The organism is Pseudomonas brenneri (assembly GCF_007858285.1).
Classification (GTDB): Bacteria; Pseudomonadota; Gammaproteobacteria; order Pseudomonadales; family Pseudomonadaceae; genus Aquipseudomonas; species Aquipseudomonas brenneri.
The window spans coordinates 1-16795 of the sequence record NZ_VFIL01000017.1; the positions used below are offsets into that span (position 1 = coordinate 1).

15 protein-coding genes and 1 tRNA gene are annotated in these 16795 nt (G+C 60.0%); 14 read left to right on the forward strand and 2 right to left on the reverse strand.

The window, feature by feature from the left end:
• Window positions 1-503: 503 nt before the first annotated feature.
• The 7 genes from FJD34_RS26175 (at window position 504) to FJD34_RS26205 (ending at window position 8479) form a co-directional block, all read left to right on the forward strand.
• The gene (locus tag FJD34_RS26175) at window positions 504-1643 is read left to right on the forward strand and encodes a transporter substrate-binding protein (protein WP_090290540.1); all 1140 of its coding nucleotides are present in this window, start codon (window positions 504-506) and stop codon (window positions 1641-1643) included.
• A complete protein-coding gene (locus FJD34_RS26180) occupies window positions 1640-2233 on the forward strand; it encodes an ANTAR domain-containing response regulator (protein WP_090290541.1) in 594 nt (197 codons plus the stop codon). The genes FJD34_RS26175 and FJD34_RS26180 overlap by 4 nt, the downstream gene beginning before the upstream one ends.
• Entirely contained in the window at window positions 2230-3078 is an 849-nt protein-coding gene (locus FJD34_RS26185; protein WP_032858326.1) for an ABC transporter permease, read from the forward strand. Before FJD34_RS26180 ends, FJD34_RS26185 begins: the two co-directional genes overlap by 4 nt.
• Window positions 3079-4005, forward strand: a complete 927-nt coding sequence (locus tag FJD34_RS26190; RefSeq protein WP_032858324.1) for an ABC transporter permease — start codon at window positions 3079-3081, stop codon at window positions 4003-4005.
• Window positions 4006-4034: 29 nt separating this feature from the next.
• Window positions 4035-5654 (forward strand): ABC transporter substrate-binding protein, encoded by a 1620-nt coding sequence (locus FJD34_RS26195; RefSeq protein WP_032858323.1) that lies wholly within the window; start codon window positions 4035-4037, stop codon window positions 5652-5654.
• A 76-nt stretch (window positions 5655-5730) separates the two neighbouring features.
• Window positions 5731-6678 (forward strand): acetamidase/formamidase family protein, encoded by a 948-nt coding sequence (locus tag FJD34_RS26200; RefSeq protein WP_032858322.1) that lies wholly within the window; start codon window positions 5731-5733, stop codon window positions 6676-6678.
• Window positions 6679-6733: 55 nt separating this feature from the next.
• Entirely contained in the window at window positions 6734-8479 is a 1746-nt protein-coding gene (locus tag FJD34_RS26205; protein ID WP_032858321.1) for an ABC transporter ATP-binding protein, read from the forward strand.
• Window positions 8480-8591: 112 nt separating this feature from the next.
• Here FJD34_RS26205 and FJD34_RS26210 read toward each other — a convergent pair.
• Window positions 8592-8676 (reverse strand) — tRNA-Leu (locus FJD34_RS26210).
• Window positions 8677-8784: 108 nt separating this feature from the next.
• Between FJD34_RS26210 and queA the strand changes: the two genes are divergently transcribed.
• The 6 genes from queA (at window position 8785) to FJD34_RS26240 (ending at window position 14858) form a co-directional block, all read left to right on the forward strand.
• Window positions 8785-9834, forward strand: coding sequence for a tRNA preQ1(34) S-adenosylmethionine ribosyltransferase-isomerase QueA (queA, locus tag FJD34_RS26215; RefSeq protein ID WP_090290542.1), 1050 nt, complete (start codon window positions 8785-8787; stop codon window positions 9832-9834).
• A 5-nt stretch (window positions 9835-9839) separates the two neighbouring features.
• Window positions 9840-10955 (forward strand): tRNA guanosine(34) transglycosylase Tgt, encoded by a 1116-nt coding sequence (gene tgt, locus FJD34_RS26220; protein WP_162276351.1) that lies wholly within the window; start codon window positions 9840-9842, stop codon window positions 10953-10955.
• A 43-nt stretch (window positions 10956-10998) separates the two neighbouring features.
• A complete protein-coding gene (yajC, locus tag FJD34_RS26225; RefSeq protein ID WP_032858314.1) occupies window positions 10999-11337 on the forward strand; it encodes a preprotein translocase subunit YajC in 339 nt (112 codons plus the stop codon).
• Between the two features lie 62 nt (window positions 11338-11399).
• Window positions 11400-13268 carry a protein translocase subunit SecD gene (gene secD, locus FJD34_RS26230; RefSeq protein WP_032858313.1) on the forward strand — a complete coding sequence of 623 codons (1869 nt, stop codon included), beginning with the start codon at window positions 11400-11402 and terminating at the stop codon, window positions 13266-13268.
• Window positions 13269-13277: 9 nt separating this feature from the next.
• Window positions 13278-14192, forward strand: coding sequence for a protein translocase subunit SecF (secF, locus tag FJD34_RS26235; RefSeq protein ID WP_032858311.1), 915 nt, complete (start codon window positions 13278-13280; stop codon window positions 14190-14192).
• 123 nt (window positions 14193-14315) lie between these two features.
• Complete coding sequence (locus FJD34_RS26240; RefSeq protein WP_032858310.1) at window positions 14316-14858, forward strand: glycine zipper 2TM domain-containing protein; 543 nt, start codon at window positions 14316-14318, stop codon at window positions 14856-14858.
• 203 nt (window positions 14859-15061) lie between these two features.
• Here FJD34_RS26240 and suhB read toward each other — a convergent pair whose 3' ends face one another.
• Window positions 15062-15877, reverse strand: a complete 816-nt coding sequence (suhB, locus tag FJD34_RS26245) for a type III secretion system regulator SuhB (protein ID WP_003175971.1) — start codon at window positions 15875-15877, stop codon at window positions 15062-15064.
• Between the two features lie 145 nt (window positions 15878-16022).
• Between suhB and trmJ the strand changes: the two genes are divergently transcribed.
• Window positions 16023-16793, forward strand: a complete 771-nt coding sequence (gene trmJ / locus FJD34_RS26250) for a tRNA (cytosine(32)/uridine(32)-2'-O)-methyltransferase TrmJ (RefSeq protein ID WP_032858309.1) — start codon at window positions 16023-16025, stop codon at window positions 16791-16793.
• Window positions 16794-16795 lie beyond the last annotated feature (2 nt).

The following is a 16795-nucleotide window of genomic DNA, read 5'->3' on the forward strand; positions in this document are numbered from 1 at the left end:
GTGAAACGATGCATCGCCGATGGTAGTGTGGGGTTTCCCCATGTGAGAGTAGGTCATCGTCAAGATTAAATTCCGAAACCCCAATTGCGAAAGCAGTTGGGGTTTTGTTTTGGGCGCTCGGAAAGGGCTCCGGCAAATGTTTGTCTCGTATTGCCGCATCCGGCGCAAGGCGACGGCAACTGTATGGGAATTAACGTTACATCTGTGCGGGGTAATCACGCCCGGAGTCCGCGCAAGTTTGTCTCCTATTGCGCGCACCATTCTGATGCCCAGAAAGACCAATGCGCTCCAGCTCAGTGCTGACGCGAGCCTTGCACACTATGGAACGCCCCTGATCCTGGGCCACTATAAAGATGGCACGCTTCTTTCATAGCTAAACCTACGAGCAAGCCTGGCCCTGGTCATTAAGTCTTGCCGACAGACATCGCACGCCTTGAGCGCCAGGTAATGAAGCCTGATTGACCAGTCCGCTGGTCGATCAGGTTTTTTTTTGGGGAAAATAGATGCGTCGTACCATTGAGGTTGGGCTGTTGCTCTCCACCGAGGGCACTTACAAAAGTGTTGGCCGCAATGCGTTGGCCGGGGCAACTCACGCGCTTGCGCAGATCAATGGCAACCCCAGCTATGACTTTGTCCTGCGTGCCACCCACCTCAATCCACGAGGTGTTCTGCACCGGTACAGCGAAGGGGCTGTGGAATTGATGCAGTCTGGGGTCCGGCACATCTTCGGCACGACTACCTCCGCCAGTCGCAAGGAGATCATTCCGGACCTGGAGCAAAACGCCGGCCTGTTGTGGTACGCCTGCCCGTATGAGGGGTTCGAGAGCAGTGAGCATGTGCTCTATCTCGGCGGTTGCCCGAACCAGACGTTGATCCCTTTGTTGCGCTACGCCCTGCAGACGTTTGGTAAGCGCGCCGTGCTGCTGGGTTCGAACTACAGCTGGGGTTGGGAAAGTAATCGGGTTGCCCGTGAAGTGCTCGAAGTGGCCGGCGCCGAGGTGTTGCTGGAACGCTACATCCACCTGGATGCAACGCCCTTCAGTGAGTTGATCCAGACGCTCCTGGCAGAGCGGCCGGCGTTCATTCTCAACAACTTGATCGGGAAGTCCTCCTACGCCTTTTTGCAGCAGTTGGATGCAGCGTGCAATAGCGTCGGTTGGAGCCTGCCAGTGTTGAGCTGCAACCTGACCGAGGCTGAACTGAGTGACGTCGGCGACCTGCGCAGCCTGCGTGTGTTGTCGTGCGGCCCGTTCTTTGAAGAAGTCGCCCCCGCGTTCAGCCAGCAACAGCACATGCTGCATGGGGTGTGCTCGATTTCGCACTTCTATACCGGGATGTACGTGGCCCTGCACCTGTTTGCCCGTGCGCTGGAACAGTGTGGCAGCGATGACCCCGATAGGATTTGCCGCTACGTGTATGACCACCCGCAGGACAGCGTATTCGGCAGCCTGGCCATCGCCGAGCGCAACAACCACAGCAGCCAGCCGTGCCATATTGCTGAACTGCGCGCAGGACGTTTTGTGGTCTTGCACAGTGAGGCACGGCCACTGCCGGCCGACCCTTACCTGACCGCCACCGACCTGAGTGAATTTCAACGTCTGCGCGCAGTTGCACCAGTACCCCGCCTGAGGATCGTCAAATGAGCCTGTTCAAACGCCCGGACTTTGAAGCAGGTCGGTTGCTGTTGATCGACTGCGAGCCCCGCAGCCTGGCTAATCTGCACAAGAGCCTGCAGCGGCTGGGGATTACTGCACAGGAGTTGTTTGAGGACGCGGATGATTCGCTCGACGGTTGTTTTGCCGCCATCGTCGAGTTGGAGCCCTTCGCCAGCCCCACCACCCTGCAACGCCTGAATGCTGCCGGCGTACCCATTGTTGCGCTGACCTCCCACGAAACCCTGGCGCATATCCAGCGTGCCATTGAGTTGGGGGCCACGGCGTTGCTGAACAAGCCGATCACCCAAGGCTCGGTCTACACCACGTTGATGATGGCGATCGGTCTGCGTGAGCGACTCGACAGCGACGCACAGACCATTGGCGCGCTGCAACAACGACTCCTGGCACGGCCGCTGCTGGCCCAGGCACTGGCGCGGCTGATGGTCGAGCAGCAGATTGATGAGCGTGAGGCCTATGAGCGTCTGCGCAGCCTGTCCATGCACCTGAACCGTAGCCTGGATGACTTGTGCGCGGATCTGGCGGCAGATCGTCTGCAACCGAGCAGGGGCCAGCTATGAGGCTGTTGCGTGCCTTGGTTCGCCGCCCGGCGGTGGCGTTGTCGCTGTTGTACATTGTGATTGTCGTGTTACTGGCGCTGTTTGCACCGTGGATGAGCCCGTACGACCCGTCCGAGCAATTTGTCGAGGGCCTGTCGCTGGAAGGTGCGCCCCTGCCACCTGATACGCCGTACCTGCTGGGCACTGATCTACTCGGCCGTGATCTGCTGTCGCGGTTGATCTATGGCGCGCGGACGTCATTGTTCATCGGTTTGCTCGCCAATGGCCTGGCGGTGTTGATCGGCACGTTGGTGGGGTTGAGCGCGGGCTTCCTGCGCGGCTGGGTCGGCAGCACGCTGATGCGCTTCACCGACCTGATGATGGCGTTCCCGGCCTTGCTGCTGGCGATTGCGCTGTCGGCGATTTTCCAGCCCAGCGTGTGGATCGTCGCCCTGGTGATTGCCATGGTCAACTGGGTGCAGATCGCCCGGGTGATCTACTCCGAAACCATCGCCCTGAGCGCCCGTGACTTCGTGGCCGTAGAGCGAACCCTGGGCGCCAGTTCGCTGCGCATTCTGTTCTCTCACCTGCTGCCACATTTGCTGCCGACCATCCTGGTCTGGGCCACCCTGGGCATCTCGACCACGGTGTTGCTGGAAGCCACCTTGTCGTACCTGGGCGTAGGGGTCCAGCCGCCAACGCCGAGCTGGGGCAACATCATTTTCGAGAGCCAGACCTACTTCACCTCGGCACCGTGGCTGGTGTTTTTCCCCGGCATTGCGATTGTCCTGCTGTCGCTGGCATTCAACCTGGTGGGCGATGCCCTGCGCGATGAACTCGATCCTACCCTGCAAGGGAGAAGCTGAATGTTGGCCTTCATCAGTCGTCGCATCGGCTACTCGCTGTTGATCCTGCTTGGCGTGACCTTCATCACGTACCTGCTGCTGTTTATGCTGCCTGCTGACCCGGCACGCCAGATTGCCGGGCGCAGTGCCACGCCCGAAGTGGTGGCCGGGATCCGCATGCAGCTAGGGCTCGACTTGCCGTTCTATCAACAGTACGCCAATTACCTGGGCAACCTGGTGCAGGGCGACCTCGGGCGCTCCTACATCCAGCGCAGCCCGGTGACGGAGCTGATCGGCGCGCGCTTGCGTCCGTCCCTGGAATTGATGGCTGCCGGCATCGGTTTCGAGCTGCTGATTGGCATCAGCCTCGGCGTGATCGCCGCATTGCGTCGCGACAGTTGGGCCGACAAAGCCTTGATGGCTCTCTCGTTTATCGGCGTGTCGGCCCCCCAGTTCATCGCGGCGATGCTGTTCCTGTACTTCTTCGCCGTGCAGTTGGACTGGTTCCCCATGGGCGGTTATGGCGGCTTCAAACACCTGCTGTTGCCGGCCCTGACCCTGGGCATTCTCGGCAGCGGCTGGTACTCGCGCATGGTGCGCTCCTCAATGATCGAGGTGCTGCACCAGGACTTCATTCGCACCGCCCGGGCCAAGGGCTTGAGCCGCGTACGTGTGGTTTTGCGCCATGTATTGCCCAACGCCATCGTGCCGGTGATTCCGATGATCGGCATCGACATCGGGATCTTCATGGGCGGGCTGGTGGTGGTCGAGTCAGTCTTCGGCTGGCCTGGGATCGGCCAGTTGACATGGCAGGCGATCCAGCAAGTCGACATCCCGGTGATTGTCGGGGTGACCACGGTTTCAGCGGTGGCAATCGTTTTGGGCAACCTGGTCGCCGACCTGGTGATCCCTTGGGTCGACCCGCGTATCGACATCAAAAAACACTAAGAACATCACCATAGGTAAGGGGCTGGAGCATGAATCGCAAAGCATTATCCTTGGCCATCGCGGCTGCATTGTTTGCCGGCAATCTGTTGGCCGATGACTTTGATCCAAACGCCAAAGACGGTGGCGCCGCCGTCATTACCTATCAAAACGATGTGGCCACCCTCGACCCGGCCATCGGTTATGACTGGCAGAATTGGTCGATGATCAAAAGCCTGTTCGACGGGCTGATGGACTACAAGCCTGGCACTACAGAGCTGACCAAGAACCTGGCGTCGGACTACAGCATCTCCGAGGATGGCACCGTCTATACCTTCACCTTGAAGAAAGGCGTGAAGTTCCAGAACGGTCGCGAACTCAAGGCCAGCGACGTGAAGTATTCCCTGGAGCGTACCGTCAACCCGAAAACCCAGAGCCCTGGCGCGGGCTTCTTCAGTTCGATCGTGGGCTATGAAGACATGACGACCAACAAGGCCGAGCATTTGTCGGGCATTGAGGTCGTCGACGATTACACCGTCAAGATCACGCTCAAGTCGGCGAATGCGACATTCCTGCAGGTGATGGCGATCAATTTCTCCTTTGTCGTACCCAAGGAGGAGGTCGAGAAGTGGGGCGCGGACTTCGGCAAGCATCCGGTGGGCACCGGCGCCTACAGCCTGGCGGAGTGGAAGCTGGGGCAACAGATTCTGTTCAAGAAGAACCCGAGCTATTTCAAGGCAGGCCTGCCGCACCTCGACACGATTACCTTTGAAGTCGGTCAGGATCCGATGGTCGCACTCCTGCGCTTGCAGAAGGGCGAGGTCGATATCGCGGGCGACGGTGTGCCGCCGGCCAAGTTCCTGGAGTTCAAGAACGATCCCAAGTTCAAGAACCTGGTGGTCATCGGTGATCAATTGCAGACCGGCTACCTGACCCTGAAAACCACACTGCCGCCCTTCGACAACCTCAAGGTGCGCCAGGCGGTGAACATGGCGATCAGCAAGGATCGCATTGTGCGCATCATCAACGGCCGCGCGGTCCCGGCCAACCAGCCGCTGCCGCCAGCGATGCCGGGCTACGACAAGGACTACAAAGGCTACGCCTACGATGTCGAAGGCGCGAAGAAGCTCTTGGCCGAAGCCGGCTTCGACAAGGGTTTCGACACCGAGATGTACGTGATGAACACCGATCCGCAGCCGCGTATCGCCCAGGCTATCCAGCAAGACCTGGCGAAGGTCGGGGTGCGTGTGAAGATCAAGTCCCTGGCGCAAGCCAACGTGATTGCGGCAGGCGGTTCCAAGGACCAGGCGCCGATGGTGTGGTCTGGTGGCATGGCCTGGATTGCCGACTTCCCGGACCCCTCGAATTTCTACGGGCCGATCCTGGGCTGTGACAGTGCGGTGGACGGTGGCTGGAACTGGGCGCTGTATTGCAACAAGAGCCTGGATGCGCTGGCCGCCAAGGCCGACAGCATGGCCAAGCCGGAGCAACAGGCCGAGCGTACGGCCCTGTGGAAGAAGATCTTCATCGATGTGATGGCCGATGCGCCGTGGGTCCCGATCTTCAACGAACAGCGCTTCACCGTGCGCTCCTCGCGCATGGGCGGCAGCGACGCGCTGTACGTCGATCCGGTGCACATCCCGGTCAACTACAACTACATCTACCTGAAATAAAGCGCAGCCGGCCTGCGCGCTGGCCTGTCAGCCACCACGCCTTCCGGGCGTGGTCTTTACGTGGAGCTTTCTCCCTATGTGCCAGAACTGCCTGGTCAAGACCATTCACAGCGTCAACAGCCATTTCGGCTGGGACAACAGCATCGAACCGACCGCCCGGGTGGCGCCAGGTGCCATGCTGGAGTTCTGCTGCCGGGATTCGTCCAACGGCTTCTTCACGCCGCAATCGACGGTGAGCGATGTCACCCAGGTGCCGTTCGACACCATCAACCCGGTCACCGGACCGATTTTTGTCGAGGGTGCAGAGCCAGGCGACGTGCTGAAAATCACCCTCGACAGCTTCAAACCGAGTGGCTTTGGCTGGACGGCCAACATCCCGGGGTTTGGTCTGCTCGCTGACCAGTTCACGGACCCCGCCCTGGTGCTGTGGCACTACGACAAACTGGCCCTGAGCCCAGCGGCCTTCAGCACGTTCGCCAAGGTGCCGCTCAAGCCCTTCGCCGGCACCATCGGCCTGGCGCCAGCGTTGGCGGGCTTGCACTCGGTGGTGCCGCCGCGTCGGGTCGGCGGCAATTTGGACATCCGCGACCTGTCGGCCGGTACCACGTTGTACCTGCCGGTGGAGGTCAGCGGCGCCTTGTTGTCGATTGGCGATACTCACGCCGCGCAAGGCGATGGCGAGGTGTGTGGTACCGCGATCGAGAGCGCGATGGACGTAGTGGTGAAGCTGGACCTGATCAAGAACACCCCGCTGGCAACGCCGCGCTTCAGCACCCCCGGCCCCGTGACCCGTCACCTGGACGGTGCGGGCTACGAAGCCTTCACCGGCATCGGCCCGGACTTGATGCAAGCCGCGCGTCAGGCCGTCAGCAACACCATCGACTGGCTGTGCCGTGAGCACCATATGCCGGCGGAGCAGGCGTACATGCTGTGCTCGGTGTGTGGCGATTTGCGCATCAGCGAGATCGTTGACCTGCCCAACTGGGTCGTGTCGTTCTACTTCCCGAAAATCGTATTTGCCTGATGGCTGTTCATCGCCAACGGCTAGGCGTTTATCGCTTCACGCGTGAGGAGCTTTGATGAGTAACGGGACCTCCCAGCCGATTCTTTCGGTGCAGCAGCTGTCCATTGATGTCGGCATGGGGGCCAGCTCCCGGCGCGTGGTCGATCACCTGAGCTTCGACCTGTTTGCCGGCCAGACACTGTGCATTGCCGGGGAGTCTGGCAGTGGTAAATCGCTGTCGTCACTGGCGATCATGGGGCTGTTGCCCAAGGCCGTCCGGGTGGCCGAAGGCGCGATCAGCTTTGAAGGGCGCGACTTGATCGGCGCGCCCGAGCGCGAGTTGCAACGCTTGCGCGGCAAGCAGATAGGCATGATTTTCCAGGAGCCGATGACATCGCTGAATCCGCTGATGACCGTTGGCCAACAACTGCAGGAGACGCTGCGTCGGCACGAACCACTGGGGCGCCAGGCGCTGCGCCAGCGCGCCCGGGAGATGCTTGAATCAGTGCGCATGCCGCAGGTGGAAAAGCGCTTGCAGCAGTACCCTCATGAGCTATCCGGCGGCATGCGCCAGCGCGTGATGATCGCGATGGCCATGCTCTGCCGCCCCAAGGTACTGATCGCCGATGAACCGACCACTGCACTGGACGTGACCATCCAGGCGCAGATCCTGGAGCTGATGCGCGAGCTGCAACAGGTCTACGGCACCAGCTTGCTGATGATCACGCACGACATGGGGGTGGTCGCTGAAATGGCCGACCAGGTGGTGGTGATGAACCATGGCCGCACCGAAGAACAAGCGCCCGTGCGCCAGTTGTTCACCCAGCCTCAGGCCGATTACACCCGTAAATTGCTCGCGGCGGTGCCGGTGCTGGGCACGGCGGGTCAGCCGGGTGACGTCAGCCAGCAACCGGTGGTCTTGCAGGTGCGCGACTTGTCGGTGCGTTTTCCTGTGCGCATGGGCTGGTTCGAGGAGGACAAACAGGTACACGCGGTAGAAGGCGTCAACTTTGAACTGCGCCAGGGCGAAACCCTGGGGCTGGTCGGGGAGAGCGGATGCGGTAAATCCACCACCGGCAAGGCGTTGATGAATATGCTGGCCTATCAAGGCAGCGTGCAGTTGTTCGGCAAGGAACTGAACGGCTTGCACGGCGCCGAGCTTCAGGCTGTGCGGCGTGATATCCAGATGGTCTTCCAGGACCCTTACGCGGCCCTGAACCCACGCAAAAACATCCTGGAGCTGGTAGGTGAGCCGCTGTTGATCCATGACCAGTTGCCACTGGCGCAACGACAGGAACGTGTCGCCGAGCTGTTGCGCCAGGTCGACATGCCGGTTGACGCCATGTATCGCTACCCACACCAGTTCTCGGGCGGGCAGCGCCAGCGTATCTGCATTGCCCGGGCATTGGCGCTCAACCCCAAAGTCATCATCGCCGATGAATCCGTCTCGGCCCTCGATGTGTCAGTACAGGCCCAGGTGCTTGAGCTGCTGGAACACCTGCGCGAACAGCATCGACTCAGCTACCTGTTCATCTCCCACGACATGGCCGTGGTCGAGCGCATCTGCCATCGTGTCGCCGTGATGTATGGCGGGCAGATTGTCGAGATCGGCCGCCGTGATCACGTACTGCACAATCCCCAGCATCCCTACACCAAACGCCTGTTAAGCGCGGTGCCAATGCCCGATGTCGATCAGAAGCGCGACTTCAAGGCGTTGCTGCAAGAGTTCGAGCAACCCAGCCCGATCAAGGGCAAGGGCTTTGAAGCGCCGGTGCAGAAGTTTCACGAGGTGGGCGGGGGGCATTGGGTGGCGGTTGGGTAGTCGATCGCGATTGCGCTATGGCCGGGCCGATGGCCAGACACAAAAAAACCGGCTCAAGTGGCCGGTTTCTCTGTTGCTGAGAGTCTGGTAGAGACTTTCAGGTACTGCTATATGGTGCCCCGAGGGAGACTCGAACTCCCACTCCTTTCGAAAACGGATTTTGAATCCGCCGCGTCTACCAATTCCGCCATCAGGGCTCAATGGCGGCGAAGTATAGAGAGGTGATTACCGTTGGTCAATCACGTTTCATGGTCTATTTTCACTATTTCCGCTAGACTTCCCGGCCCTGCTAGACGAACCCCATCATGCGCGTTGCTGACTTTACTTTTGAACTCCCGGATTCGCTGATTGCTCGCCACCCTTTGGCCGAGCGTCGCGCCAGTCGACTGTTGACCCTGGACGGGGTCAGCGGTGCCCTTGCACACCGTCAATTCACTGATTTGCTTGAGCATTTGAGCCCAGGCGACTTGATGGTCTTCAACAATACCCGGGTGATTCCGGCGCGGCTGTTTGGCCAGAAAGCTTCCGGCGGCAAGCTGGAAATTCTGGTGGAGCGGGTGCTGGACAGCCATCGTGTGCTGGCCCATGTGCGCTCCAGCAAGTCGCCCAAACCAGGGTCGAGCATCCTGATTGATGGCGGTGGCGAAGCCGAGATGGTCGCGCGCCATGACGCGTTGTTCGAGCTCAAGTTTGCCGAGGAAGTGTTGCCGCTGTTGGAGCGTGTCGGTCATATGCCGTTGCCTCCTTATATAGACCGCCCCGACGAAGACTCGGATCGCGAGCGCTATCAGACGGTGTACTCCCAGCGCCTTGGTGCCGTCGCTGCGCCGACGGCCGGGTTGCATTTCGACCAGCCGCTGCTGGATGCGATTGCGGCCAAGGGCGTCGAGACGGCCTATGTGACCCTGCACGTGGGGGCCGGGACGTTTCAGCCGGTGCGTGTGGATAACATCGAAGACCACCATATGCACAGCGAGTGGCTGGAAGTCAGCCAGGACGTCGTGGATGCGGTCAACGCGTGCAAGGCGCGCGGTGGGCGAGTGGTCGCAGTGGGCACCACCAGCGTGCGTTCCCTGGAGAGTGCGGCGCGCGATGGCGTGCTCAAGCCGTTCAGTGGCGACACCGATATCTTTATCTACCCAGGCCGGCCGTTCCATGTGGTCGATTGCCTGGTCACCAACTTCCATTTGCCCGAATCCACGCTGTTGATGCTGGTCTCGGCATTTGCCGGTTACCCCGAAACCATGGCCGCCTACCAGGCCGCCATCGATAACGGGTACCGTTTTTTCAGCTACGGTGATGCGATGTTTATCACCCGTAATCCGGCGCCGCGCGGCCCAGAGGAACAACTATGAGTCGTATGTCGTTTGAATTACTGGCCACCGACGGCAAGGCCCGTCGCGGTCGCCTGACCTTCCCGCGCGGCACCGTGGAGACCCCGGCGTTCATGCCGGTCGGCACCTACGGCACCGTCAAGGGCATGCTGCCGCGTGACATCGTTGCCACCGGCGCCGAGATCATCCTCGGCAACACCTTCCACCTGTGGCTGCGCCCGGGCACGGAAGTGATCAAGAAGCATGGCGACCTGCACGATTTCATGAAGTGGCAAGGCCCGATCCTCACCGACTCCGGTGGTTTCCAGGTGTTCAGCCTGGGCGCCATGCGCAAGATCAAGGAGGAGGGCGTGACCTTCGCCTCGCCGGTGGACGGTTCCAAGGTGTTCATGGGCCCGGAGGAGTCGATGCAGGTCCAGCGCGACCTGGGCTCTGACATCGTGATGATTTTTGACGAATGCACGCCGTACCCGGCCGATGAAGAGGTGGCGCGCATCTCCATGGAGTTGTCGCTGCGCTGGGCCCAGCGTTCGAAGAATGCCCATGGCGACAACACTGCCGCGCTGTTCGGCATCGTCCAGGGTGGCATGCACGAAAGTCTGCGCAAGCGCTCGCTGGAAGGCCTGGACAAGATCGGTTTCGATGGCCTGGCCATTGGCGGCCTGTCGGTGGGCGAGCCCAAGCACGAGATGATCAAGGTGCTGGACTACCTGCCAGGCCTGATGCCTTCTGACAAACCTCGTTACCTTATGGGCGTTGGCAAACCGGAAGATCTCGTAGAGGGTGTGCGCCGCGGTGTGGACATGTTCGATTGCGTGATGCCAACCCGTAATGCCCGCAATGGGCATCTGTTCATTGATACAGGCGTGCTGAAGATCCGTAACGCGTTCCATCGCCATGATGATTCGCCGCTGGATCCCACCTGTGATTGCTACACCTGCCAGAACTTCTCCCGTGCTTATCTGCACCATCTGGACAAATGCGGGGAAATGCTGGGTAGCATGTTGAATACCATCCACAATTTGCGTCACTACCAAGTCCTGATGGCTGGTTTGCGCGAGGCTATTCAACAGGGTACATTGGCCGCCTTTGTCGATGCCTTCTATGCCAAGCGCGGGCTTCCCGTGCCGCCCTTGGACTGAGTTTCCCGACCCTAAGATTCACTATTTGCAACTGGAGTGCTAAATGAGCTTTTTTATCTCTAACGCTATGGCTGACGCCGCTGCACCGGCCGCTGCCGGTCCTATGGGCGGTGGTTTCGAGTGGATTTTCCTGGTCGGCTTCCTGGTCATCTTCTACCTGATGATCTGGCGCCCACAGGCCAAGCGCGCCAAAGAGCAGAAAAACCTGCTGGGCAGCTTGCAGAAAGGTGACGAAGTTGTGACCACTGGCGGCATCGCTGGCAAGATCACCAAGGTTGCCGACGCTTTCGTGGTCCTGGAAGTCTCCGACACCGTTGAAATCAAGTTCCAGAAAGGCGCCATCGCCGCCACGCTGCCAAAAGGCACGCTCAAAGCGATCTGAGTAACAACTTTTACCAATCGACGGGGCGCGCAAGGCGCCCCGCGTCATAAGCGGGCGGCGTGATGCTGAACAAATACCCTCTGTGGAAATACGTACTGATCCTGGCGGTGCTGGCGATCGGTTTTATTTATTCCGCTCCCAATCTCTATCCTGATGACCCTGCGATCCAGATCACTGGCGCCAGCACTTCGCTGCAGGTCAATCAGGCTGATCTGGAACGCGCGAGCAAAGCGCTCACTGACGCGGGTATCCAGGTCAAGGCGGCAACATTGGCAGCTGATGCGAAGGGCGGCTTGTTGCGCCTGACCAAGCAGGAAGACCAATTGCCGGCCAAAGATGTCGTGCGCAAGGTGATGGGGGATGACTATGTCGTCGCGCTCAACCTGGCACAGACCACGCCAAAATGGCTGAGCAGCATCGGTGCACACCCGATGAAGCTGGGCCTGGACTTGTCCGGTGGTGTGCACTTCCTGTTGGAAGTGGACATGGACAAAGCCCTCGACGCGCGCATGAAAGTCTACGAAGGCGATGTGAAGAGCCTGCTGCGCAAAGAGAAGTTGCGTTATCGCAGCCTGCCGCAGCTCAACGGTGCGATCCAGCTGGGCTTTGCTGACGAGGCCGCCCGTGAACAGGCGCGTGCCCTGATTCGCAAGAGCTTTAACGATTTCGACATTGTGCCTGCCGACCTCAATGGTCAGCCGGTGCTGCGTCTGGCGATGACCCCGGCCAAGCTGGCGGAAATCCGTGAATACTCCATCAAGCAGAACTTGACCACGGTACGTAACCGCGTCAACGAGCTGGGTGTGGCCGAGCCTCTGGTTCAGCGCCAGGGTGCCAACCGCATCGTGGTCGAGCTGCCAGGCGTGCAGGACACCGCTGAAGCCAAGCGGATCCTCGGCAAGACCGCCAACCTTGAGTTCCGCCTGGCCGCCGAGCCGGGTGCTTCCAAGGCCACTTCCGAGACTTTCGAGTTCCGTGAGGGCAATCGTCCTTCTGCGCAGATCGAGCGTAGCCTGATCATCACGGGCGACCAGGTGACAGACGCCAAGGCCGGTTTCGGTGAGCACGGTACGCCTGAAGTGAACATCCGCCTGGATGGTCATGGTGGCGAACTGATGAACCGCGCCACCCGCAGCAACGTCGGTCGCAGCATGGCGGTGATCTTCATCGAGCAACGCCCGGTGACCACCTACGTCAAGCAAATGGTCAACGGCGTCGAGAAAGACGTGGCGGTCCAGACCTTCAAGGAAGAGAAGAAGATCATCAGCCTGGCGACCATCCAGTCGCCGCTGGGTGCTCAATTCCGTATCACCGGCCTGAACGGCCAGGGTGAGTCTTCCGAGCTGGCCCTGTTGCTGCGTGCCGGTGGCCTGGCGGCACCGATGTACTTTGCTGAAGAACGCACCATCGGTCCAAGCCTGGGTGCCGACAACATCACCAAGGGCGTCGATGCGGCGCTGTGGGGCATGTTGTTTGTTTCCCTGTTCATCATCGCCATCTATCGCTTCTTTGGCGTGATCGCCACCGTTGCGCTGGCGGGGAACATGGTCATGTTGCTGGCCTTGATGTCGCTGCTGGGGGCTACACTGACCCTGCCGGGTATCGCCGGTATCGTACTCACCATGGGTATGGCGGTGGACGCCAACGTACTGATCTTCTCGCGGATTCGTGAAGAGATCGCGGCGGGCATGAGCGTACAACGGGCAATCAACGAAGGTTTCGGCCGGGCATTTACCGCTATTCTCGACTCCAACCTGACCACTTTGCTGGTCGGCGGGATTCTCTTTGCCATGGGCACCGGCCCGGTCAAAGGTTTTGCGGTGACCATGTCCCTGGGTATCTTTACCTCGATGTTCACGGCCATTCTGGTGACCCGCGCAATGGTCAACCTGATCTATGGCGGGCGTGACTTCAAGAAGTTGTGGATTTAAGGGGCTGCCATGTTACGTACAATCAACTTCATGGGCGTTCGCAACGTTGCGTTCGGCGTCACTGTGCTCCTTACTGTCCTGGCGTTGTTCAGCTGGTTTCATAAGGGTCTGAACTACGGTCTGGACTTCACCGGCGGTACGCTCATCGAGCTGACCTACGAGAAGCCGGCCGACGTTGCCAAGGTGCGTACCCAACTGAACGAGGCCGGTTATCAGGAGGCCATCGTGCAGAGCTTTGGCGCGACTACCGACTTGCTGGTGCGTATGCCTGGCGAAGACCCGCAACTGGGTCACCAGGTGGCCGAGGCCTTGCTCAAGGTCGGTGGCGACAACCCGGCGTCGGTCAAGCGTGTCGAGTTCGTCGGCCCGCAGGTCGGTGAAGAACTGCGCGACCAGGGCGGCCTCGGCATGCTGATGGCGCTGGCCGGCATCATGATCTACCTGGCATTCCGCTTTCAGTGGAAGTTCGGTGTCGGTGCGATTGTCTCGCTGATCCACGACGTGATCGTGACCGTGGGCATCCTGGCGTACTTCCAGATTACCTTCGACCTGACAGTATTGGCGGCGGTGCTGGCGATCATTGGTTACTCACTCAACGACACCATCGTGGTATTCGACCGGGTTCGCGAGAACTTCCGGGTGCTGCGTAAGGCGACGTTGATCGAAAACATCAACATCTCCACCACCCAGACCCTGTTGCGCACCATGGCGACGTCGATCTCCACCTTGCTGGCGATTGCCGCACTGATGATCTTCGGTGGCGACAACCTGTGGGGCTTCTCCCTGGCGCTGTTTATCGGCGTCCTGGCGGGTACCTACTCGTCGATCTACATCGCCAACGTGGTGCTGATCTGGCTGAACCTCAGCAGCGAGGACCTGATCCCTCCTGTCGCAACCGACAAGGAGATCGACGACCGCCCTTGATGGGTGTTTGTTGATCCGCAGTTACAAAGAAGGCGTGAGTATTGAACTCACGCCTTTTTTTTTGCTCCAAGGCTGGGTATAGCGCGGACTTTTCAGTCCGCTTGTGATGGTCAGGAGGTTCACGTGAACAAGTCGTTACTGGTTGGTGCGGTATTGGGTGCTGTCGGTGTGACTGCCGGGGGTGCTGTTGCCACCTACAGCCTGGTAAAAAGCGGCCCTGAGTATGCGCAAGTGCTGGCGGTGCAGCCGGTCAAGACCCAGATCAAAACCCCTCGTGAGGTCTGCAAGGACGTCACCGTGACCCGGCAGCGTCCGGTGCAGGATCAGCATCAAATCGCCGGTACTGTGGTTGGCGCCCTGGCAGGCGGCCTGTTGGGTAATCAGATTGGTGGCGGTTCTGGCAAGAAGATTGCCACCGTAGCCGGTGCGGTTGGTGGCGGTTATGCAGGTAACAAGGTTCAGGAAGGCATGCAGAACCGTGATACCTACACCACCACCCAGACGCGTTGTAACACCGTCAATGACATCAGCGACAAGGTTGTCGGCTATGACGTGCGTTACAACCTGGATGGCAAGGAGGGATCGGTGCGTATGGAGCGTGATCCAGGTAGCCAGATCCCTGTCGACAAGGAAGGGCGTTTGATCCTGGGCCAGAATCAGCAGTAATCCCAGGTCTGGCGCAATACAAAATGTGGGAGCGGGCTTGCTCGCGATAGCGGTGGGTCAGTCAAGTCTATCTAAACTGACACTCCGCTATCGCGAGCAAACCCGCTCCCACATGTGATTTGTGTTGTCGCTGAAATCGAGGCTTGGCTAAATCCCAGGCATAAAAAAAGCACCCCTCGGGGTGCTTTTTTGTGCTCGCTCGCTTAGCGCTTCAGCGAGGCCGGCAGGTGCGGCTGGATCGCCGTCAGTACTGCCTTGAAGCATTTGGTGTTGCCTGCAACCACGTGGCCCTTCTCCAGGAAGTCGTGACCGCCGGTGAAGTCGCTCACCAGGCCGCCAGCCTCTTGGATCAGCAGCGCGCCTGCGGCCATGTCCCACTCGGACAGGCCCGACTCCCAGAACGCATCAAAGCGACCGGCGGCCACGTAGGCCAGGTCCAGGCTTGCTGCGCCAGCGCGGCGGATGCCGGCGGTCTGGCCAACCAGGGCGCGGAACATGCCCAGGTAGTTTTCCAGGTTATCCATCTGGTCATCGCGGAACGGGAAACCGGTACCCAGCAGGGCGCCGTCCAGGCTGGTACGACCGCTGACGCGCAGGCGACGGCCGTTCAACTGGGCGCCACGGCCACGGCTGGCGGTGAATTCTTCCTGGCGAACCGGGTCGAGTACAACAGCGTGTTCCAGGCGGCCACGGTATTTGCAGGCAATGCTCACGGCAAAGTGCGGGATGCCGCGCAGGAAGTTGGTGGTGCCATCCAGTGGGTCGATGATCCACAGGTAGTCTTCGCCTTCGCCGCTACCTTTGTGCAGGCCGGTTTCTTCACCGAGGATGCCGTGGGTAGGGTAGGCCTTGCGCAGGGCGTCGATGATTTTCTGTTCGGCGGCGCGATCCACCTCGGATACATAATCCTTGGCGTCTTTTTCGTCGACCTTGATGGTATCCAGGCGCTCGATGGAGCGGAAGATCAATTCACTGGCGCTGCGGGCGGCGCGCAGCGCGATATTCAGCATGGGCTGCATGGATGTGTCACCTAAGGTTGTTAAAGAAAGCCGAGCATTCTAGCAGAAACTTTCTTCAGGTGAAGGACGACGTTCGCTTTCATGGCATAACCTTAGGCTGTTCTGTAAGATTTGCTCCCCTTTCCCGTGTCCGAGAGCGCCTCCCTTGCTGCAAAACATTCGTGTCGTCCTCGTCAATACCAGTCATCCCGGCAATATCGGCGGGGTGGCGCGGGCCATGAAGAACATGGGGCTGACGCGCCTGGTGCTGGTGGAGCCGCGTGTGTTCCCGCACCACGAAGCCGACGCTCGTGCCTCCGGCGCCAATGACATCCTTGAAAAAGCCCAGGTCGTCGCCACATTGGAAGACGCCTTGGTCGGCTGCAACCTGGTGCTCGGCACCAGTGCCCGTGATCGTCGCATCCCCTGGCCACTGCTCGATCCCCGCGAATGTGGGGCCAAAGTGGTCGAAGAGGCGGCCGGCGGCGCTGAAATCGCCCTGGTGTTTGGTCGTGAAGACTCCGGCCTGACCAATGAAGAGCTGCAGCGATGTCACTACCACGTACACATTCCATCGGACCCTGAATTCAGCTCGCTGAACCTTGGGGCGGCGGTGCAGGTGTTGAGTTATGAGGTGCGCATGGCCTGGCTGGCAGCACAAGGCCAGCCGAGCAAGATGGAGAAGGACGAGGTTGCGTCGACCAAAAGTGGCGAATTGGCCACCATGGACGAGCTGGAGCGATTCTATGAACACCTGGAGCAAACCCTGGTGGCCATCGAGTTCCTTGATCCGGAAAAACCACGGCACTTGATGGCGCGCCTGCGAAGGCTTTACGGCCGCAGTTCGGTCAGTCGGGCAGAAATGAATATATTGCGTGGCATCCTCACGGAAACCCAGAAAGCGGCCCGTGGCGAGCTTCTTAAGCGGAAGGATTAAAA

Excerpts from the sequence above, each read along its gene's own strand:
- FJD34_RS26190 (WP_032858324.1), top strand. The coding sequence starts at position 3,079 with ATGTTGGCCTTCATCAGTCGTCGCATCGGCTACTCGCTGTTGATCCTG.
- FJD34_RS26205 (WP_032858321.1), top strand. The coding sequence starts at position 6,734 with ATGAGTAACGGGACCTCCCAGCCGATTCTTTCGGTGCAGCAGCTGTCC.
- tgt (WP_162276351.1), top strand. The coding sequence starts at position 9,840 with ATGTCGTTTGAATTACTGGCCACCGACGGCAAGGCCCGTCGCGGTCGC.
- FJD34_RS26180 (WP_090290541.1), top strand. The coding sequence starts at position 1,640 with ATGAGCCTGTTCAAACGCCCGGACTTTGAAGCAGGTCGGTTGCTGTTG.
- FJD34_RS26195 (WP_032858323.1), top strand. The coding sequence starts at position 4,035 with ATGAATCGCAAAGCATTATCCTTGGCCATCGCGGCTGCATTGTTTGCC.
- secF (WP_032858311.1), top strand. The coding sequence starts at position 13,278 with ATGTTACGTACAATCAACTTCATGGGCGTTCGCAACGTTGCGTTCGGC.
- queA (WP_090290542.1), top strand. The coding sequence starts at position 8,785 with ATGCGCGTTGCTGACTTTACTTTTGAACTCCCGGATTCGCTGATTGCT.
- FJD34_RS26185 (WP_032858326.1), top strand. The coding sequence starts at position 2,230 with ATGAGGCTGTTGCGTGCCTTGGTTCGCCGCCCGGCGGTGGCGTTGTCG.
- yajC (WP_032858314.1), top strand. The coding sequence starts at position 10,999 with ATGAGCTTTTTTATCTCTAACGCTATGGCTGACGCCGCTGCACCGGCC.
- FJD34_RS26200 (WP_032858322.1), top strand. The coding sequence starts at position 5,731 with ATGTGCCAGAACTGCCTGGTCAAGACCATTCACAGCGTCAACAGCCAT.
- FJD34_RS26175 (WP_090290540.1), top strand. The coding sequence starts at position 504 with ATGCGTCGTACCATTGAGGTTGGGCTGTTGCTCTCCACCGAGGGCACT.
- suhB (WP_003175971.1), bottom strand. The coding sequence starts at position 15,877 with ATGCAGCCCATGCTGAATATCGCGCTGCGCGCCGCCCGCAGCGCCAGT.
- secD (WP_032858313.1), top strand. The coding sequence starts at position 11,400 with ATGCTGAACAAATACCCTCTGTGGAAATACGTACTGATCCTGGCGGTG.